Below are 19,493 nucleotides of genomic sequence, written 5' to 3' on the forward strand. Positions count from 1 at the left end.
CCGCGGAAGAATCTGACGGCGTGGATGCCTGGGGTGGATTTGAGGAAACTCTTCGATCAGTTGAGCCGGCTGTCATTGGCGGTTCAGTTCCTCATCGTAGGCGGCATCGGGCTCCTGGCGGTGATGCTCGTGGTCGGCCTGTGGGTGACCGCGCAGATCCGCGCAGGCGTCATGCACAACTCCGCCACGACCACGGCCCTTTACGTCGACAGCGTGATCGCGCCGCTGCTGCCGGACCTGCGCAAGAGCCGGGAACTGGATGACACCGTCAAGCGCGCGCTGGACGAGACGCTCGGCCAGGGCGCGCTGGGAAAGAGGCTGGTCTCGTTCAAGCTGTGGCGGCGCGACGGCTTGGTGCTCTACTCCGACGACTCGGCGCTGATCGGCAGGACCTTCCCGCCCAACCCCAATCTCGTCTCCGCTTTCGCCGGCAATGTCGTGGCCGAATACAACGACCTCAGAGACGACCCCGAGGCGACCGAGGAGAAGGCGGTGAAGGCGCCGCTGTTCGAGATCTACAATCCGGTGCGCGAGCCGTGGTCGGGCGAAGTGGTGGCGGTGTCGGAATTCTACGAAGTCGCCGACGATTTCCAGGAAACGCTGAACTCCGCGCTGTGGTGGACGTGGCTGGTGGTGGCCGCCGCCACCCTGACGGCGCTGGCGCTGCTGTCCGGCATCGTCTTCCGCGGCAGCCGCACCATCGCCACGCAGCGGACGGCCCTGGAGGCCAAGGTTGCCGAGCTGCAGTCGGCACTGGCGCAGAATTCTTCGCTGCGCCAGCGCGTGCAGCGCGCCTCGCGCCGCGCCACCGCCCTCAACGAGCGCTATCTGAGGCGGATCGGCGCCGACCTGCATGACGGCCCGGCGCAGCTGGTGGCGCTCGCCGCGCTCAGGATGGACAGCCCGGTGCTGGTCGATCCGGCCACGCCGAAACCGCAGCGCGAGGCCGAGATCGCCGGCATCCACAAGACGCTCGGCGAGGCGATGCGCGAGATACGCGGCATCTGCAACGGGCTGGTGCTGCCGCAGATCGAGGCCCAGGCGGTGACCGACATATTGCGGCTGGCGGTGGCCGAGCATGAGCGGCGCACCGACACCAAAGTGTTGCTAACCCTGCCCGAGCGCTTGCCCGAACTCGGAACCTCGGAGAAGATCAGCATCTATCGCTTCGTGCAGGAAGGGCTGAACAACGCCTATCGCCACGGCAAGGGCAAGGGTCAGCAGGTGCGAGCCACCACAAAGGGCGGCAAGCTGGTGGTCGAGGTGATGGACACCGGTCCTGGTTTCGATCCAGGCCGGAGCGAGGGCCTGGGACTCGCGGGTCTCAGGGAACGCATCGAGAGCATCGGCGGGCAGTTCGAAACGCTGTCGGGCTCGGGGGGAACGAGACTCGTAATCACATTGTCTGTCGAGGAGCAGCCGTGACCGCACCGATCCGTATTGCCATTGTCGACGATCATCCGCTGTTTCGCGAGGGCGTGGCGCGCAGCCTCGGCGAGATCGGCGGCTTCGAACTTGTGGGCGAAGGCGCCAGCGCCGAGGACGCCGAAAAGCTGGCGCGCGGCAGCACGCCCGACATATTGCTGCTCGACATCAGCATGCCGGGCGGCGGTCTCAATGCGCTGGCCAGCATCCTTGCGGCGATGCCCGAGCAGAAGATCGTCATGCTGACGGTGTCGGAGACCAATGGCGACGTCGCCCAGGCGCTGAAGGCCGGCGCGCGCGGCTATGTGCTGAAGGGCGTCGGCTCCAAATCGCTGGCCGAGATCCTGCGCGACGTCGCCAACGGCCAGAGCTACGTCTCGCCGACGCTGTCGGCGCGGCTCCTTTCGGACCTGTTGCAGCCCTCCGGCCGCAAGCCGGACCCGCTCAGCCAGCTCACCGGCCGCGAGGCCGAGATCCTGAGGCTGGTGGCGGAAGGCCTCAGCAACAAGGAGGTCGCGTCGCGGCTGTCGCTGCAGGAAAAGACGGTCAAGCACCACATGACCAGGGTGCTGGCCAAGCTCAACGTGCGCAACCGCACGGAAGCGGCGCTGCTGATGCATGAGGCGAAGGAGAGGAATTAGGGAATGGTGAATGGTGAATGGTGAATAGTGAGTAGTGAGTAGTGAGTAGTGAGTAGTGAGTAGTGAGTAGTGAGTAGTGAGTAGTGAATGATCTAGCTCATAGCCAAAGGCCTCACCCCTAAAATCTTTCACTATTCACTATTCACTATTCACTATTCACTATTAACCATTCACCACTCCCTTCACTATTCCCTCTCCCCAAAACAATCACCCCCGCCTCCGGAGACGGGGGTGACAAGTGAAGACCGGGAAAAGGGGGTAACTTCTCTTCGATCTTCACAAGTTCAGCAGACGTTTCAGATCCTGCTGTGTTGCCTTGCGCTCGACGATTGTGCGGCCGAGCGCGTCGGTCATCTCAAAGCGGCCGTTGTCGACCTCCTCCTTCATGCCGTTGCGGTGGATGACCGTTATTTTGTTGCCGACAATCTCGACCACGTCGCCTGTCGCGGCGTTGACGTGGCTCGCCTTGCCGCCAGGATTGGTGTTGCCCTTGCCGCTGTTGTTGCCGGGGCCGGCATTGGCGTTGCTGCCTCCGTTGCCATTGTTTCCGCCGTTGCCGTTGCCATTGCCGCCGCCGTTGCCGCCGCCATTGCCATTGTTGCCGGCAAAGGCCGTCGCCACGACGAGCTTGGTCGCGCCGTCAGGCAGGACCGGCGCGACGGCAAGCGCCAGCGCCGCTGCGGCAAGCAGCGTTGACCAGGCAAGCCGAGTGAATGCCGGTTGGCGCATCTGTCCTTCTCATGCCGATCCGCCTCGGCCGTGCCGGAGTTCCGCTCCCAGCCCGGCCAAGGCGCAACCGGGGTCTCGACCCGGAAAGGATTCACGCTTTGGTAAGGTTACGAAAGCGGCCCACGACCCTTGCCATAGGGGGTCGGACCTTTTTGGCCACCGTTTGGGGACCTATGTCGCAGCTGCGCAGCTTGGCACCGGCAGGCGCCCGGCTTAACGCCGCGTTAGCCAAACCGCTTGAAATCAGCCGGCAATTCATTATCACTGACAGTGCGAGAACTGCGCGGTCGCAGCAATGAACCGCGGCACGGTAACGGCGCACGCATCCACTCGGACGCGAAGAAAACGCCGTAGCACTTTGATTGCGCAGATGGATTTCTCCCCGGTTGGGGCCTGCGCCAAGGTCCGCCCCCGATCATCATTCAAGGGCCCAAAAAAGTACCCCCGCCAAAAGGCGGGGGCAAGGTGAGCAGCGGGAGTTCTGTCGTAAGACGATCAGGACCAAAGAGACGAAGCAAAAGGTGGCAACCTGATTTTGCAGCGCTGGCTTTTGGTCCCTTAAGATCTAAATCCAGATAGAACCTCGCTCTCACAAACTCTTCAGGCGATCGAGATCCGCCACGGTGGCCCTGCGCTCGACGATGGTGCGTCCGAACTTGTCCTCCATCCTGAAGCGGCCGTTCTCGATCGTCTCCTTCATTCCGTTTCGATGCGTGACCTCGATGCTGTTGGCGCTGACCTCGACCTTGTCGCCGGTCGCGGCGGTCACATGATCTTCGACATCGGCGGTGCTGCTGCTCGTGCTTTTGGCGCTGCTGTTGCCGCTGGTGTTGCCGTTGCCGTTGTTGCTGTTTCCGTTGGATCCGCCGTTGCCGTTTCCGTTCCCGTTGTTTCCGCCGCCGTTACCGTTTCCGTTGCCGCCGCCATTGCCATTGCCATTGCCGCCTTTGTCGGCATAGGCCTTGGTCACCGCGGGGCCGTCGAGGGAGAGATGAAATGGGGCAATAGCGAACGCAAGCGCGGCCAGCGCGCGCAGAACGAATCTGCAGCCCATGCGCGGTATGCGCATCCCATTCTCCCCATGCCAGCCTTCCGGCCCCTCGGCCGAACTACCCCACTGGCACTGCCGCGACATAAGCATCCCCAATTGACGCGTCGCGGGGAAGTGGCCCACGACCCTTGTCTTGTTTGATCAGACTAAATTTGGATCGGTATCAGACCTTAGTCCTAATTCAACCATCGGATGTGGTCTGTCGCGATCGCGCGTCCGCCCCTTCCAGCGCGCGCAGCACTGAAACGGATCAGGCAACGCGCTTCAAGTCCCTGTTTCGATGAAAGTCGCCCTGGCGAGAACCGCAAGCGCTTTTTGGGCGTCAACCAGGCGGCACAACCTGCCTGTGGTGAGGGCCGCACCGAAGGCGACGGCCATGCCCCCTGCAATGGCGGCCGGCAAGCGTCGCTCAGCTTGAGTCGCGGCGTCCGTGGCAAACCCCGCGGCTCTGCCGCATCGCACAACAGCTTGAAATTCAGCTCTGTGAGATTCTCGCGATAAATCCAGAGCGACAAGAAGAATTGCCGATTGTTACCGACCTGCCCGGCAAAGTTGTGCAGGCTTCCGACGGCGCCTCGTGCATGCACCTATTTGCAAGATCGGGGCTCTCCCCTCTCACATTTGCTTGAGGATTGATGCGCTTCCGCCGAAAGAGGCGAAACAATGGCGATATCCGGTTCTTTTTCTGGCCATGCTTCACAGTTCTATTTCAACGCGGCAAACATTTTGTGTTGCGGCGCAGCATTTCTCGTTCCAATCCTTTAGCAATTGCGAATATGCGGTGGAGGAGTTGACCAGCTTGGGGCTTCCGCTGAGCGGCACCGATTTCGAGCCTGGGATCGGCGAGGCGAGCGTGTGATGGGCGAAAGGCGCGATACCCAGTTGGACGCGTTGCGGGCCGTGGCCGTGTCGCTGGTGCTCTATGCCCATTTCCTTGCACCCGGCGGCACCTCCTTCCTCGGCCATCTCGGCGTGCGGTTGTTTTTCGTGCTCTCCGGCTTCCTGATCACGCGCCTCTTGCTGGAGGCGCGCGACGCGGCCGCATTCGAAGCCGGACCGGCGCTGCGCTCGTTCTATGTCAGGCGCGCGATCCGGATATTCCCGCCCTATTTCGCGGTGCTGGGGCTCGTCTGGTTCACCGATCTCGAGCAGTCAAGATCCTCGCTGACCTGGCATGCGCTCTACCTCTCGAACTTCTGGTACGCGCTGCGCAACGACTGGACGCCATGGGTGCTCTGCCATCTCTGGAGCCTCAGCATCGAGGAACAGTTCTATGTCGCTTGGCCGGTGATCATGCTGCTGGCGCCGCGCAAACGCATCGAGGCGATCACCATCGGGGCCATAGCCTTCTCGCTTGCCTACCGCTTCTACTGGCCGATCACCGCCGTTCCGGCACTCGCGCGCGACCTGTTGCCGCCGGCCTCGATGGACGCGCTCGCCTGTGGCGGCCTGCTTGCCGTGCGCCGCGCCCGGGGCGCCGACGTGCCGCGATGGATGCGGCGCGGCTGGCCGGCCTTCGCGGCAGCGTTCCTCGCCGTGGTCTGGTCCGATCCGGGGCCGGCGAGCTCGGCATGGGAATGGCCGCGCTGGCTGCTGGTCCAGGTGCTGCCGCTGGTGCCGATGATGGCGATCGTGGCGATGTGCTCGCACGGCCTGCGCGGCACGCTCGGCTGGCTGGCCGAACGGCGGCCGCTGCTGTTTGTCGGCCGCATCAGCTACGGCATTTACCTCTATCACCCGATCCTCCTGGCATACGCCGTCAAGGCGCAGCCGTGGATCCCGCTCAATGTTTCGGAACAGGGACCGGGCCGGTTGCTGGTCGCGGGCACCGCCACGCTGGTAGCCGCCTCGCTCTCCTGGTTTCTCGCCGAGAGGCCGCTCAACAGCCTCAAGCGCTATTTCCCCTATGTGGCGCGGCCGAGCACGCGCGGCGGGCACGAAAGCAAATGGATTGGCACGGCTGGCGGCAGCGCGCTCGACCTGCAGCGAACGGAGGCGAGACGCTGATGGCGAGCGCCGCGCTGCCCCTGATCTCCGTGCTGCTGCCGGTCTACAATGCCGAGCCTTACATCGCCGCCGCGATCCAGTCGATCCTGCGGCAGGATTACGGGCGGCTCGAGGTCATCGCCATCGATGACGGATCGACCGACAGATCGCTGGAGATCCTCGAGCGCTGCCGCAAGGCCGATGGCCGCGTCTCCATCATCTCCCGCGAGAACCGGGGCCTCGTCGCCACGCTGAACGAAGGGCTGGCGGTCGCGCGCGGCGAACTGGTCGCGCGCATGGATGCCGACGACTTCGCCTATCCCTGGCGCCTGTCGCGCCAGGCGACGCTGTTTGCGGCGCGGCCCGAACTCGGCTTCTGCGGCGCGGTCGTCGACATTCTGCAGCACGGCCGCATCGCCCGCGGCCGGCTCGATCCGGTGTTCCGATTCGGTCTCCCGGTTCTGTCGAAGTTCTTCACGATCTTCATCCATCCGACCGTGGTTTACAGCCGCAAGGTCATCGCAGAGGCCGACCTCCGTTACGACGGCAGCTACCGCCACGCCGAGGATTTCGACCTCTTCCGGCGGCTCGCCGACCGTTACCCGACGGCGATGATGGCGGAGAGCCTGCTGGTCTACCGCGTTCACACCGGCAGCGTGACCAGCCGGCACCTGCGCGAGATGCGGCGCACCCACCTCAGGATCGTCGCCGAGAATCTGGAGCGCGAAGGTCTTGCCGAGGACGCCCGCGACCTGCGCGCCATCGGAGGCGAGGTCTCCTTCGACACCGTGCGCCGGGCGGCGGATTTCATCCGGACGCTGGAACAGCGGATCGCTGCCCTGCCCGATGCGTCGCGGCCAAGCTTCGAGGCGGGCGCGCTGAACCTGTTCTATTTCCTCTACCAACTCGTCAACGACGAGGGCCGGCCGGCGCTGACCCATGAACTTTTGACGCGGACCGCGAAATGGAACGCCATCCGCCGCCGCGAGAAATACGCGCTCAGCCCCGGCGCCTGGGCGCCCTGGCTCAGCCAGGCCTCGATGTGGGTCGGCAAGCAGGCGGATTGGCTGGCTTATTGCGCCAAGGCCAGGCCGGCGGCCTCCGTGCTCGCGCCCTATAAGGTAGAGGCGGCATGAGGGTGATGCGCGAGGCACCCCCCTCTGCCCTGCCGGGCATCTCCCCCTCAAGGGGGGAGATCGGCAGCTTTTGCGGGTGCGCCTACTTACCGATGCCGGCGATTGGCGAAAGCCGGCGCGACAGCCAATCTCCCCACTTGAGGGGGAGATGTCCGGCAGGACAGAGGGGGGTGCTGTCCCGCCGACCTGTCAAATTTTGGTCGCACGACAATCGTGATTTGGAACACGCCAATCCCGAGGGCTGGCGTTCCTTCGCGCCCCCCTCTGGCCTGCCGGCCATCTCCCCCACGAGGGGGGAGATCGGCAGCTTCGGCGCGGAGCTCTCGACATGAACGCCGCGCACCATCCGCTGTCGCGCGCCCGCGCGCCTGCAGCCGCCCCGCCGAAGCAGCGGCCCCAGGTCTCCTTCATCGTCTGCACGCGCGACCGCGTCGGCGTGCTGGAGGCCTGCATCGACTCGATCCGCGCCGCCTGCCGGGCGCATCCAGGCTTCGCTGCCGAGCTGGTGGTGGTCGACAACGGCTCGCGCGACGGCACGGCCCAATATCTTTCGCGAATCGCAGCGATCGGCGACATCCCGCTGACCGCGATGTTCGAGACCCGCCCGGGGCTGGCGGCGGCGCGCAATGCCGGGCTGGCCCGCGCCCGCGGGCGCGTGCTGGTCTTCGTCGACGACGACTGCCGGCTCGACCGCAACTATCTCGTCGACCTGGAAAGGCATTATGCGAGCGGCGAGAAATGGCTGATCCGCGGCGGCCGCGTCCAGCTCGGCGACGCCGCCGACCTGCCCTTCACCATCAAGCGCTGCGACAAGCGCGAGCGGCTGACGCCCGCCGTCCATCCGGGCGGTTTCGTGCTCGGCTGCAACATGACCATGCACCGCGAGGTCGCCGCCAGCATCGGTCCCTTCGACGAGCGCTTCGGCGCCGGCGGGGCGCTGCGCTCGGCCGAGGACACGGATTATCTTGTGCGGGCGATGCTTGCCGGCATGCCGGTCGAATACGTGCCCGACATGACGATCTTCCACCACCATGGACGGCGCGACCGCAAGGCGATCGACCGGCTGCACCGCGACTATCATTTCGGCAACGGCGCGCTGTGCCTGAAGCATCTCTGGCGGGCGCCATGGCTGCTGCGCCATTTCTACTGGGCGGCGCGGGCGGCGCTGCGCGAAATCATGGGCGGCCCGCGCTTCGACCCGGAGCTCAGGCTGTCGCACTGGCCGATCGTGCTGATGAATCTGGCGGGCGCGGCGAAGTTCGCTCTTCTGGTGCTTGCCGGACGGCCGCGACGGCAACAGCGCCCGAACCCGACGGCCGCCGATACCGAGGCCGAGGCCGGCGCGCGATGACCGGACGCAACACCCCGACCCTGTCGATGCTCCGACGCGCCCTCGGCCGCCGTCAGCTCGCCCTGCTGCCCGCCGTCGTCGTGCTCGGCTTGGCGAGCGCGGCGCTCGAAGGTTTCGGCATCGGGCTGATCATCCCGCTGCTCGGCATCATCATGGGGCATGGCGAGGCGACCGGCATGGCCGGGCTTTCAGCCCTGCTGCAGAAGGTCGGCGCCGGGCTCGGCGAGCGCGAGCGGCTGATCGCCATCTCGGCCGCGATCCTCGGCTCGATCCTCTTGAAGAACCTGCTCGCCTTCGCCAATTCGGTGCTGACCGCTCATATCTACGGCAAGGCCAGCCAGTCGATCCGCGGCGCGCTGGCCGAGCGCCTGCTCAGCGTCGGATATCCGTTCTTCCTCAGGCAGAGCCCTGGGCGGCTGCTCAACATCATCGCCAACGAATCCTGGCGCGCGTCGGACGCCATCCAGGGGATGCTCGGCGCGATCGTCAGCGCCTCGGCGGCGCTGATCCTGCTCGGCTTCCTGCTGCTCTTGTCTTGGCAGATGACGCTGCTGGTGATGCTCGGGCTCGCGCTGGTGCAGGCGGCGCATATGGCGCTTTCGGCGCATCTGAGGGCGCCGAGCCGCAGCGTTTCGGCGCGCAACAGCGCTTTGGCCTCGCAGATGCTGCATCTGGTGCATGCCGGCCGGCTGATCCGCATCTTCGGCCAGGAAGCGCGCGAGAAGGCGGCGTTCGAGAAGGCCTCCGACGGCGTGCGCCGGGCGGCCTTCCTGCTCTCCAGCCGCCAGGGCGCGCTGGCGCCGCTGACGGAGGTGCTGCACGCCATGCTGTTCCTGGCGGTGGTGATCGGCGCCTGGCTGGCTGGCCTGAGCTTTCCGCTGGTCGCGGCCTTCCTCATCCTGCTCTACCGGCTGCAGCCGCATGTCAGGGCGCTGCAGATGACGTGGAGCCAGTTGCAGGGGCTTTCCGGCTCGCTGGAGGAGGTGAGCTGGCTGCTCGATCCGCATGGCAAGCCGGCGCCGCCGGAGGGCAGCCGACCGTTCGCAGGCCTGAGCGAAAGAATCGCCTTCGAGGGCGTGAGCTTCAGCTATGCCAATGAGGAGCAGCGCGCCGCGGTGCTGCATGCGGCGAGCTTCGATATCAGAAGCGGCCGCTCGACGGCGCTGATCGGCCGCTCCGGCGCCGGCAAGACGACGATCGTCAACCTGCTCTGCCGCTTCGTCGAGCCGGACGCGGGCCAGATCCTCGTCGACGGCGCCCCGCTTTGCGAGATCGATCCTACCGACTGGCGCCGCCACATCGCCTTGGCCAGCCAGGAGCTGGAACTGGTCGACGGCACGATCCTCGACAACATCACCTACGGCAAGGACAGCGCCAGCGCGGAAGAGGCGCGCCGCGCGGCGGAACTCGCCGAGGCGCACGGCTTCATCGAAACCCTGCCGCAGGGCTACCAGACCGTCGTTGGCTATCGCGGCGTCAACCTGTCGGCCGGGCAGCGACAGCGCATCGCGCTGGCGCGGGCGCTGCTGCGCGACCCCGACATATTGATCCTCGACGAGGCCACCAATGCCGTCGACGGGCTGTCGGAAGCGGCGATCGTCGAGACGCTGAAATCACGCGCCGGCCGCCGCACCACCATCGTCATCAGCCACCACCACTCGACCATCTCGTTCTGCGACGACCTGGTGATCCTGGAGCATGGCAGGGTGAAGAAGCAGGCGCCCTTCGCCGAGATGGCGGCGCTCAGCATGGACGAGTTGTATCGGCCGGAGTGATGGCTTTCTTTGCAAGGGAAGTGGCCAAGGTTGGCGCGAAACACCCCCCTCTGCCCTGCCGGGCATCTCCCCCGCAAGGGGGGAGATTGGCAGCCTCAGCGCCGTGCCATTCCTGCAACGTTGGCGATTGGCGAAAGCGGCGACGACATCTGATCTCCCCCCTTGTGGGGGAGATGTCCGGCAGGACAGAGGGGGGCGCCGTAGAGCGCTACCTCGATCGGGTCCAGATGGACTTCAACTAAGAATCCTCGCGAGGGGTATCGAGAAAATACGGCAACGCTGGCGGGACAGCGCCCCCCTCTGCCCTGCCGGGCATCTCCCCCACAAGGGGGGAGATCGGCAGCTTCACCCAGCCATCGCCAGGGGCACGGCGCTTTTGTTGGGGATCTGGATGTCGATTTCCAGCGTCGACATGGTCGCGCCGCGCTCCATCGAGACCTGGAGATAGTCCTGGTCGATCTGCACATGCTTGGCGATGACGGCCATGATCTCCTCGCGCAGGACGGAGACGAGGTCGGGCTGGCCGCGGCTCTGGCGCTCGTAGGCGAGAAGCAGCTGCAGCCGCTCGCGCGCGACGGGAGCGCTGGTGCGCCGCTTGAAGAGGTCGAGGATGCTCATGCCGCCCTCCTTCCGAGAAGCCTTTCGAGGAAACCCTTGCGCTCGAAGGGGACGACCACCGGCAGGTCCTCGCCTTCCAGCCGCCGTGCCGCTTCGATATAGGCCTTTGCGGCGCCGTTGAGCGGTTCCGACAGCGTGACCGGCGCGCCGAGGTTGGAGGCCCTCAGCACATCCTGGCTTTCCGGGATGATGCCGAGCAGCGGCGTCGACAGGATCTCCAATACGTCGTCGATCGACAGCATCTCGCCGCGCGAGGCGCGGGCCGCGTCGAAGCGGGTGACCAGCACGTGCTTCTTGACCAGTTCGCCCTGCTCGGCCTTCATGGTGCGGGCGTCGAGCAGCCCGATGATGCGGTCGGAGTCGCGCACCGAGCTCACTTCCGGGTTGGTGACGATGACCGCCTCGTCGGCGAAGCGCATCGCAAGCTGGGCGCCGCGCTCGATGCCGGCCGGGCTGTCGCAGAAGACATAGTCGAAGACCGAGCGCAGGCGAGCGATGACCTCGGCGACGCCCTCTTCCGTCAGCGCGTCCTTGTCGCGAGTCTGCGAGGCCGGCAGCAGGTAGAGCGTCTCCAGCCGCTTGTCGCGGATCAGCGCCTGCGACAGTTTTGCAGTGCCCTGGATGACGTTGACGAGGTCGAATACCACGCGGCGCTCGGCACCCATGATGAGGTCGAGATTGCGCAGGCCGACGTCGAAATCGACCAGAGCCACCTTCTTGCCGGTCTTGGCCACGGCTGCGCCGAGCGCGGCCGTCGAGGTCGTCTTTCCGACGCCCCCCTTGCCCGAAGTGACCACGACTACCTTGCCCATATATCCAGCCTCCATTGGCGATTTTTATTTACTGGCCGTGCCGGGCACGGCGGGACCCGTAATTCTTGTTTGGTGCATGTCGTTCACCCAAAACCGCTGCATACTTTTGGGCGACATGCACACTTTGCCACGCGAAACCGGTCTGAAGATTGCGCGTCAGCCGAGCGGCACCACGCACAGCGCATCGTTGTCGAGGAAGGCCTGCACCGCCTTGCCGCGCGAGACGCCTTCCATCTCCTCGGCTGTGGTGTACCAGCCGTCGACGGCGAGCAGTTCGGCCTCGTTCTTGCGACAGAAGATGCGCGCCGAGACGTTGCCTTCCGAGCCGGCGATGGCCCGTCCGCGCAGCGTGCCATAGACATGGATCGAGCCGCCGGCGACGATTTCGGAGCCGGAGGCGACCGAGCCCAGCACGATGACGTCGCCATGCGGGTGGAAGACCGACTGTCCGGAGCGGATCGGCGCCTTGATCATCAGCGTGCCGGCGGCAGGCTCGTGCCGCACCGGCTCGGCGCCCTGCCCCGGCATCGCCGGTTCGGGCCTTGCGGGTTCGGCACTGACCGCTTCAAGCCTGGCCAGTTCGGCGTCGACCAGTTCCTCCTGCGGCGCCCTCACCTGGGCGGCCACCTCCTCGACGGTGGCGGTCTCGACCGTGATCTCTTCCGCTTTCGCCTTGCGCGCCGCCCGGCCGAGCAGCCCCTCGGCGGTCGCCTCCTTGGCGCCGGCGAGCAGCGGCGGCAATTCGGGGCCGAGCTCGGCACCTTCGAGCTCGATGGCATAGACGCGGATGCCGCGCGAGCCGAGCACGCCGACAAGGGCGGCGATTTCCTCCGGCCCCGGTTTTAGCAGGTTCAGATCAAGCACCACCGGGCGGCCGGCGAAATAGCCCGGCGAGTTGGCGATCCAGTGATCGAGCCCCTGCAGCCACTCGTCGATCGGCGCCTCCGGCGTCAACGTGAAGGCGACGAACGAGCGGGCGCGGAAGCGGATGGATTTGTTGTGCAAAGGGGCGGCGAAGGTCACGGCCAGACGAATCCTTACTCAATGGTTAAAGGGTGCCGGCGCAATGGTTAACAAATGGTTAATTTTGCGGGTCGGGAGCGTTAAGGAAGTGGCGCGGCTAAGTTTTGTGGCGGGGCGGTGACAGTGCCTGCCGATGCCGCTATCGTCCAACCGCAGGCCTGGCGGAGAGCAAGGGAGATCTTGTCATGGCGGTCAGCAAAGCCGAAGATGTCGCGACTGCCTTTGCCGATGCCTGGAACAGGCATGACATGGACGACTTCGCAGCTTTGTTCTGCGAGGATGCGCATTTCGTCAATGTCGTGGGCATGTGGTGGAAGAACCGCGCCGAGATCGAGGAGGCGCACCGCGCAACTCATAAAACGATGTTTCGCGACAGCCGGCTGGAGGGTGTCGTCTCGTCGGTCGTGGAACTGTTTCCAGGCCTCGCATCGCTGCACTATGCATGGACCTTGACCGGTGCATCCGCCCCGGACGGCTCACCCGCCGGAACACGAAAAGGCATTCTGCTTCTGGTTGTGAAGGAAGAACAAGCGGGCTGGCGGATCAAGGTGGCGCAAAACACCGACATTGTTCCAGGTGCGATTGCTCCCCCTGCAAGGAGGTAGGCTCCCTGCAAAGTCGTGCCGCAGCATCAGCAAGCGAGCATCAAGGGCAAGCGCGGCAATCGGCGCGCTGTTGCTGCTTGGAGATGCATGACGCACGCCATGAATCGCCCGACGATCGACAAGGACGACTGGCTGGCGGCGGCCAACGCCGACGCGGTGAGCCCGAAATTCACTGGAGCGCGCCACCACTGGGAAGCCGGCGACCCGGCCTACCTCGGCAGCAAAGAAGTGGGAGCCAACAGGGTTGGGCTTAGGCGAGGTTTGCGAAGTTCGAGCGGGATGCGGCGACGGCCGGCGGCTCTCGGCCGAGCACGGCGTCGGGCTGGAGAAGCGCGAGGCCTATGAGCGCTATGCCGATCCGGTGAAGCGGGATTTGGCGCGGATGGTGAAGGGGCTGATCGATCCGGGGAATTTGATGAATCCGGGGAAGGTTGTGGGCTGAGGCCTGAGACGTCGGTGCGAGGCACCCCCCTCTGGTCTGCCGACCATCTCCCCCTCAAGGGCCCTCAAGGGGGGAGATCGGATGTCGGCTAGGGCTTCGCCAATCTCCAACGTTGAAAGGGAGAGCCGGCGCTGAAGCTGCCAATCTCCGCCCTTGGGGGGAGATGTCCGGCAGGACAGAGAGGGGCGCGAAGGAACGCGGCGTCTATCCTCTTTTCTAGCCGTCTTGTCCCCGGCCAAGTGCCTGGAAAATGCCAGGAAGGGGATTTCGCAGGGCGCTGGCATCTCTTAGTCAAAGGCGGCGCTTTTCCCCTCACTTGCGATTTCTAACGGCTAAGGTGTTGAAATCGCTTTCTCTCCCGCAAGGGGAGAGATAGAGGCGCTGGCTTCAAGCCGCCAGTTCGACCTCGCGCGCGGCCGCGATCATGACGCCGGAGAGCAGGCCGTAGGCCGCTTCCCAGGCTTCGCGCACCTCCGGCGTGAAGGCATTGCCGAGGCCGGTGGCCAGAGTGTCGATCAGCGCCTCGCCGACAACCGGATAGTGGCGCTCCTCGACGCCGTAACCGACATGGCGCCGGGCGAGATCGCGCACGGTGGGCAGGATGGTCTCGGCGCGCTCCAGCCCCTGCACGACGAAACCCATGGCCGCCATCAGCTTGGCGCCCTGGCCGGTCATGTCGGTTGCCGGAAACAGATTGCGCAGGCTGTCGTCGATCGCGAAGAGGCGGTCATAGAACAACGCGGCGGCGGCCACGCGGATCGGGAGGACCTGCCGGAACGTATCCTGCACAAGCCTGATCTGGTCGGGGGTCATAAACATACTTCTCCTGAATTCTGACATGCGCGACCATGCAGGTTGAGCGTTTCGCAGCTATGGCGGGCGAGATGGCGACGTGTTTCAGGATGGTGTCTGCCGGGTAACGGGTTGTGGTGGTTGTGGTGGTGGTGGCCATGCGAAGCCAACTGGAATGGTACGGCGCGAGGCGCCCCCCTCTGTCCTGCCGGACATCTCCCCCCCCAGGGGGGAGATTGGCAGTGGCGGCTACGGCGCCTGCGTTCCTGCGCCGATAATTGGCGAAAGCCGACGTGACATCTGATCTCCCCCCTTGAGGGGGAGATGTCCGGCAGGACAGAGGGGGGCGCCTCGCGCCGGCCTTTCGTGGCGGCGCTACTCGCACTGCCGGCGCGGGCCGCCGTCGTAGGGTTGATAGCTGTTGTCTTCGGGCCGGTAGGAGCGGTAGCGGCTGAAGCAGTAGTCGACGTGGTCGGCCGAGGCCTGCGGGTCCGCACTCAAAACCTGCTCCTCTTCGGGCGGATCGCCATAGGTGGTCGCGAAACCGTCGCTCGAAGTGGCGTAGCCTTCCGTTTCGGCCTGGTCGTCGCTCACCTCGTCCTGATTGTCCTGACGCCCGCCGATCGAGGCGCTGCGGCCGGGGTCGAGATAGGGCGAGATGCAAGGGCGCAGCTCGCCGCTGTAGGAACGGTAGCTGTTTTCTTGCGGACGGTAGCTGCGATAGCGGTTGGCGCACCATTCGAGATGGGCGGCCGGCAGGTCGGCGGCGGTTTGCTGCTGGGCAGCCGAAGCGGCGTCGGGCTGAGAGGCGTCCGGCGCCACCGCTGTCTGCGTCTGGGCTTGTGTCTGGGTTTGGGGCTGCGGCGCGGCTTGCGCCGGCGCCACGACGGCCGCAGTCTGCGTCCCCGTCTTCGCCGCGGTCCCGGCGGCCGGCACGCCGGCGGCCTGCTGCGCGGGAAGGCGCTCGAGGTTCTGCTTGGCCGGATCGACCGGCTTGGCGTCCCTGGTCCAGAGTTCGGAAACGCCGATCGCCGGCGTCGCCACACGCACCGGCTTGGCGGCCAGCAGCCAGGTGGCGAAGGCGAGCCCGCTGGCAAACACCGCCAAGGTCAGCACGAAGCCGCCGACAATTCCCAACAAAGCCTTCACGCCGCGCTCCTTCAACCCCCGCCCATAGAATGCGGGGCGATGAGGCTGGTTCCCAAGAAGCGCCACGCAGCCGGCCGCCGCGCGGATCGCCGAATGCCGCTCTCGGAATAATTCGGGCAAGGGCTTCGTTGACCTTGCAGACGATGCCGACAAGGCAAAGTGCACTATGTTCCAAACATTCACTTCATCGACGCCGCCAGACAGGCCGCGGCTTGCTCTGGCGCTACGCGAAGGAAACCAGAGATGAAAACGGCTGTTTCAATAGCTTTGACAAGACGAAACGTCGTCGCCGGGCTGGCGGTGGCCGCCGCATCGACGGCGCTATTGCCCACCGACAATGCGCTGGCGCAGACCAAGCCCGAAAAAAGCCTCTATGAGCGGCTGGGGGGCGTGTTCGCCATCGCGGCGGTGGTGGACCATTTCAGCGACGCCCTGGTGAAGAACCCGATCGTCGGCAAGAAGTCCAAGAACCCGCAGCTGCGGAAATGGCACACCAAGAACCTAGAACGGCTCCCCGGCCTCAAGTTCATGCGCACGCTGTGGGTCTGCGACGTTTCGGGCGGTCCCCTCAAATTCGTCGCCACCAAGCCCGGCGCGACGCCGCTCGGCCTCGAAGAAGCTCACCGCGACCTGCACATCTCTCCCGCGGAATTCGATGAGGTCGCGGCCGAACTCGGACGGACGCTCGACCATTTCAAGATTCCGAAGCCCGAGAAGAAGGAGGTGCTGGAGGCCTTCGCCGCGCACAAGGACGAGGTTACCGCCGGCTTCAAAAAGGCCTGACGCGCGTTACGTGCGATCGTCCTGACGCCCGTCACGGCGATCGGTAGACAGTGCAGGTTTTTGATACAGCGTGGCGATCGCTCCGATCGCGGCGCAGCGCGAGCGGCGCAGTGCCATCCGCCGTGGACTGCCGACACGGCTCCCCTACTCGCCCAGCACCTCGGTATATCTCCTCACCTTCCCGTCCTGACCGCGAATGCGCCATTGCCGGCCTTCGCAGCCCTCGACGTGGCTCGCCGCCAGCGGCACCTTGCCGCCGCCGTCGGGCAGGTCGATGACATAGGTCGGGTTGCAGATGCCGGAGAGCCGGGCGCGCAGTTCCGCGACCAGAGCCTGACCCCGCGCGATTGTGGTGCGGCGATGCGCCATGCCGGGCGCGAGGTCGCCATGGTGGAGGTAATAAGGCTTGACGCCCAGCCGATACATCAGCTCGCGGCAGAGTTCCTCCAGCACCTCGACATCATCGTTGACGCCTTTGAGCAGGACGCTCTGGTTGAGCAGCACGAAACCCGCCTGCCGCATCGTCCGGCAAGCCGCCTCGGTCTCCCGGGTGATCTCGCGGGGGTGGTTGAAGTGGGTGACCACGGTCACCATCAGCCGGCCCTGCAGCGCCTCGACGAGGCCGGGCGTGATGCGCGACGGCAGCGCCACCGGCACGCGGGTGTGGATGCGCAAGAGCCGCACATGCGGCATCGCCTCGATGCGGGCGCGGATCTCTTCCAGCGCCTTGTCGGGCAGCGACAGCGGATCGCCGCCGGTCAGGATCACCTCGCGGATCTCTGGGTGCCCGGCGATATAGGCCAGCGCCGGTTCCAGGGCTTCGCGCGTATAGCCGCGGCCGATCGCGGTCAGCGATTCCTTCCTGAAGCAGAAGCGGCAATAGACCGCGCATTGATAAGTCGGGAACAAGAGCACGCGGTCGGCATGGCGGTGGGTCAGCCGCGGCACCGGGCTGAAGGCGTGGTCGCCGATCGGGTCGTCGAGTTCGCCCTCGGTGGCCACCAGTTCCTGGCGTGCAGGGATCACCTGGGCGCGGATCGGGTCGTCCGGGTCGCTCCAGTCGATCAGGTCGAGATAAGGTTTCGGGATGCGCACCTTATGGTTGGCGGCCGCTTCCTGCGCCGCGGCGCGCTCGGCCGGCGACAGCGGCAGGGAGGCGAGGTCGCGCACGTGGCGCACGCCGGCACGGACATCGTCCTGCCAGGCGGTGTCGGGATGGCGGGCGGCGATGGTGGCTGGTTGTTTGAGGTTGGCGTCTGAGGTCATGGCAGTTCTCGGAAGGTATTTCGCGGACGTATCGGCTGGATGGGCGATGGGGTCAATGGCGAGCCTCGTCGTGGCAGTCGCAGTTTGGTCGACGTCGAGTTCCCGCCCACCCCCCTCTGTCCTGCCGGACATCTCCCCCGCAAGGGGGGAGATCGGATGTCGCGCAGGCTTCGCCAATCTCCGACGCTGCAGGACGCGCGGGGCGCAGAAGCCGCTAATCTCCCCCCTTGCGGGGGAGATGGCCGGCAGGCCAGAGGGGGGTGTGACTGAGCGCCAGCCATGGCTCCTCAAGCCATAGGTGTTTGACCGAAATGCGATTACTCTGCCTCGTCCGGGGCTTCGGGGAGACAACATGAATTTCAACACTGGTCATGGCTACCTGCTCATCGGCGGGCTCATCCTGGTCGGCGGGGGGCTGCTGATCCTGTCGCTGATTGTCAATCTGCGCGTCGCCCACAGCGTGCGCGACGACGTGCGCCACCGCGAAAAGCTGCTCGAATATTACCGCAACATCTTCTCGCAGCTGGGCGTGATCCTGATCGGCATCGGCGTTTCGCTGTTCATCTTCTTCTTCCAGCAGAACTACCAGGACCAGCGCAAGCGCGATGCCGAGCTGCAGCAGGTGATGGCCAAGCTCGCCGCCCGCATTGCCCGCGGCACGCCGGTCATCCAGTCGCTCGGTGAATTCGACGAGTTGCTGGATGAAGGCGGGCCGTATATCAGCCCCGATCTCGGCGGCAAGAATACCGCCGTCAGTCTGCATGGGGCAGAGCTCGGCAAGCAGGTCGACAAGATCCGTCTGGTCGAGCGCGACATCGACGTCGGCGAGTTCGATGTGCTGAACCTGTCGCGCGATTTCGAATCCTCCTTCGTCGTCAACGAGCTCGATCCGACGCTGTGGTTCGACATCGTGCGCGACGAGAGCGAGATCAAATACGCCACCACCCAGCTCGCGCTCGACTACAAGGACCTGCAGGACGCGATCGGCGGCGAGCCGGTGGCGACAGCGGTCGCCGATCCCGAAAAAGAGCGCAAGATCAAGCAGGAGGTGCTCGACATCTTCTACGATGCCGATCTCTTGCGTCAGCGCGCCCGGCGGCATCTCGGCCGCGCCTGCTGGCTGTTCAGCCATGGCCGCGGCTTCGTCAAAGCCGCCCCGGTCGACGCCATCGAAGCCGACGCCAAAACGCACCAGGAATGGCTAGACCGGGCGAAGCCGGCGCTGGCGCAAGCGAAGTCGGGCAGCGGCGACTGCTTCAAGCTGCTTCAGTATGGAGGAATTACCCAATAATCCTAAGTGCGCAGCCCAGGTCACATCAGTAAGGTTGAGAAATGCGAAACGCGACGGTGGCTGCACTCATATACGAGTTTCTTTTCGACGTTTACCAGCTAATCGACGCCGAGCGAGAACATAACTTGTGGCTGCCAGACGAAGATGGCGTGCTGCGCGAGGCCTTCGATCACAGATACATGAGCTGCTGGGAGTGGAGTACCTCCGTGCTGGAGGAGGTCGGCGCCACCAAACCCCTCTATCTGCCCACTATGTCCAAGGCCATAAGGCGAGACACGAATGGCATTACTCAGGGTCCATACAGCTACCCCGCAATGACCTTGGATGAATGTGACGTCGCGGACTTCTCAGAGTTCGAGACCTTCGACAATTATTGCTACGCAATGTTCACCTTTTACCAATTGATCGGTCAAACTTCGGGGCTGAGTGGCGAAGTCAACCTTGCCGCTCAGTCTCTTCAATTCCTGGAGGATGTTGCATCCAAGGACGATACCTTCCTGATCGAGGGCACGGATTGCGTTAAATTCAAAATCGATCGCTTCGAGGAAAAGGTGATGACACGTTGGCACGAGATGGATCTTCGCGTGTTTCGGCGTAAGGACAGAGTCTAAGGCTGCC

At 65.0% G+C, this 19,493-nt stretch carries 20 protein-coding genes; 12 read left to right on the forward strand and 8 right to left on the reverse strand.

Features of this window, described 5'->3' with window-relative positions; genetic code table 11:
* Positions 1–24 precede the first annotated feature (24 nt).
* Together EJ074_RS06640 and EJ074_RS06645 are read left to right on the forward strand one after the other, a co-directional pair.
* Positions 25–1,425: a sensor histidine kinase gene (locus tag EJ074_RS06640; RefSeq protein ID WP_095808849.1), complete on the forward strand. Its 1,401-nt coding sequence runs from the start codon at positions 25–27 to the stop codon at positions 1,423–1,425.
* Complete coding sequence (locus tag EJ074_RS06645; RefSeq protein ID WP_095808848.1) at positions 1,422–2,066, forward strand: response regulator transcription factor; 645 nt, start codon at positions 1,422–1,424, stop codon at positions 2,064–2,066. The genes EJ074_RS06640 and EJ074_RS06645 overlap by 4 nt, the downstream gene beginning before the upstream one ends.
* Before the next feature lie 276 nt (positions 2,067–2,342).
* On the opposite strand, the gene EJ074_RS06650 is transcribed toward EJ074_RS06645, so the two are convergent.
* Positions 2,343–2,795 (reverse strand): hypothetical protein, encoded by a 453-nt coding sequence (locus EJ074_RS06650; RefSeq protein WP_095808847.1) that lies wholly within the window; start codon positions 2,793–2,795, stop codon positions 2,343–2,345.
* A gap of 589 nt (positions 2,796–3,384) precedes the next feature.
* A complete protein-coding gene (locus tag EJ074_RS06655) occupies positions 3,385–3,864 on the reverse strand; it encodes a hypothetical protein (RefSeq protein ID WP_129552854.1) in 480 nt (159 codons plus the stop codon).
* Positions 3,865–4,471: 607 nt separating this feature from the next.
* Here EJ074_RS06655 and EJ074_RS06660 point away from each other — a divergent pair.
* From EJ074_RS06660 to EJ074_RS06685, 5 genes are all read left to right on the forward strand, one after another.
* Positions 4,472–4,705, forward strand: a complete 234-nt coding sequence (locus tag EJ074_RS06660) for a hypothetical protein (RefSeq protein ID WP_095808843.1) — start codon at positions 4,472–4,474, stop codon at positions 4,703–4,705.
* Entirely contained in the window at positions 4,705–5,853 is a 1,149-nt protein-coding gene (locus EJ074_RS06665) for an acyltransferase (protein ID WP_095808842.1), read from the forward strand. Before EJ074_RS06660 ends, EJ074_RS06665 begins: the two co-directional genes overlap by 1 nt.
* Positions 5,853–6,968, forward strand: coding sequence for a glycosyltransferase (locus tag EJ074_RS06670; protein WP_095808841.1), 1,116 nt, complete (start codon positions 5,853–5,855; stop codon positions 6,966–6,968). The genes EJ074_RS06665 and EJ074_RS06670 overlap by 1 nt, the downstream gene beginning before the upstream one ends.
* A gap of 328 nt (positions 6,969–7,296) precedes the next feature.
* Positions 7,297–8,319 carry a glycosyltransferase gene (locus EJ074_RS06680; protein WP_095808840.1) on the forward strand — a complete coding sequence of 341 codons (1,023 nt, stop codon included), beginning with the start codon at positions 7,297–7,299 and terminating at the stop codon, positions 8,317–8,319.
* Positions 8,316–10,094 (forward strand): ABC transporter ATP-binding protein, encoded by a 1,779-nt coding sequence (locus EJ074_RS06685; RefSeq protein WP_095808839.1) that lies wholly within the window; start codon positions 8,316–8,318, stop codon positions 10,092–10,094. The genes EJ074_RS06680 and EJ074_RS06685 overlap by 4 nt, the downstream gene beginning before the upstream one ends.
* A gap of 345 nt (positions 10,095–10,439) precedes the next feature.
* Here EJ074_RS06685 and minE read toward each other — a convergent pair whose 3' ends face one another.
* From minE to minC, 3 genes are all read right to left on the reverse strand, one after another.
* Positions 10,440–10,712 carry a cell division topological specificity factor MinE gene (minE, locus tag EJ074_RS06695; protein ID WP_095808838.1) on the reverse strand — a complete coding sequence of 91 codons (273 nt, stop codon included), beginning with the start codon at positions 10,710–10,712 and terminating at the stop codon, positions 10,440–10,442.
* On the reverse strand, positions 10,709–11,524 hold the full coding sequence (gene minD / locus EJ074_RS06700; protein WP_095808837.1) for a septum site-determining protein MinD: 816 nt from the start codon (positions 11,522–11,524) through the stop codon (positions 10,709–10,711). The genes minE and minD overlap by 4 nt, the downstream gene beginning before the upstream one ends.
* Positions 11,525–11,680: 156 nt before the next feature.
* Positions 11,681–12,547 (reverse strand): septum site-determining protein MinC, encoded by an 867-nt coding sequence (gene minC, locus EJ074_RS06705; protein WP_095808836.1) that lies wholly within the window; start codon positions 12,545–12,547, stop codon positions 11,681–11,683.
* Positions 12,548–12,732: 185 nt separating this feature from the next.
* Here minC and EJ074_RS06710 point away from each other — a divergent pair, with 185 nt between their 5' ends.
* Both EJ074_RS06710 and EJ074_RS06715 read left to right on the forward strand, forming a co-directional pair.
* Positions 12,733–13,152 carry an SgcJ/EcaC family oxidoreductase gene (locus EJ074_RS06710; RefSeq protein ID WP_095808835.1) on the forward strand — a complete coding sequence of 140 codons (420 nt, stop codon included), beginning with the start codon at positions 12,733–12,735 and terminating at the stop codon, positions 13,150–13,152.
* A gap of 244 nt (positions 13,153–13,396) precedes the next feature.
* Positions 13,397–13,594 carry an FAD-linked oxidase C-terminal domain-containing protein gene (locus EJ074_RS06715; RefSeq protein WP_245420620.1) on the forward strand — a complete coding sequence of 66 codons (198 nt, stop codon included), beginning with the start codon at positions 13,397–13,399 and terminating at the stop codon, positions 13,592–13,594.
* Between the two features lie 387 nt (positions 13,595–13,981).
* Here EJ074_RS06715 and EJ074_RS06725 read toward each other — a convergent pair whose 3' ends face one another.
* Both EJ074_RS06725 and EJ074_RS06735 read right to left on the reverse strand, forming a co-directional pair.
* Positions 13,982–14,407 (reverse strand): globin family protein, encoded by a 426-nt coding sequence (locus EJ074_RS06725; RefSeq protein WP_095808833.1) that lies wholly within the window; start codon positions 14,405–14,407, stop codon positions 13,982–13,984.
* Between the two features lie 354 nt (positions 14,408–14,761).
* A complete protein-coding gene (locus tag EJ074_RS06735; protein WP_129552855.1) occupies positions 14,762–15,535 on the reverse strand; it encodes a BA14K family protein in 774 nt (257 codons plus the stop codon).
* Positions 15,536–15,778: 243 nt separating this feature from the next.
* Between EJ074_RS06735 and EJ074_RS06740 the strand changes: the two genes are divergently transcribed.
* The gene (locus EJ074_RS06740) at positions 15,779–16,318 is read left to right on the forward strand and encodes a group 1 truncated hemoglobin (protein ID WP_095808832.1); all 540 of its coding nucleotides are present in this window, start codon (positions 15,779–15,781) and stop codon (positions 16,316–16,318) included.
* Positions 16,319–16,462: 144 nt separating this feature from the next.
* Here EJ074_RS06740 and EJ074_RS06745 read toward each other — a convergent pair whose 3' ends face one another.
* The gene (locus EJ074_RS06745) at positions 16,463–17,584 is read right to left on the reverse strand and encodes a KamA family radical SAM protein (RefSeq protein ID WP_095808831.1); all 1,122 of its coding nucleotides are present in this window, start codon (positions 17,582–17,584) and stop codon (positions 16,463–16,465) included.
* Positions 17,585–17,936: 352 nt separating this feature from the next.
* On the opposite strand from EJ074_RS06745, the gene EJ074_RS06755 reads away from it, so the two are divergent.
* Positions 17,937–18,875: a hypothetical protein gene (locus tag EJ074_RS06755; protein ID WP_095808830.1), complete on the forward strand. Its 939-nt coding sequence runs from the start codon at positions 17,937–17,939 to the stop codon at positions 18,873–18,875.
* 56 nt (positions 18,876–18,931) lie between these two features.
* Positions 18,932–19,486 carry a hypothetical protein gene (locus EJ074_RS06760; protein WP_245454801.1) on the forward strand — a complete coding sequence of 185 codons (555 nt, stop codon included), beginning with the start codon at positions 18,932–18,934 and terminating at the stop codon, positions 19,484–19,486.
* Positions 19,487–19,493: the final 7 nt, after the last annotated feature.

It is taken from the genome of Mesorhizobium sp. M3A.F.Ca.ET.080.04.2.1, assembly GCF_003952525.1.
Taxonomy (GTDB): Bacteria; Pseudomonadota; Alphaproteobacteria; order Rhizobiales; family Rhizobiaceae; genus Mesorhizobium.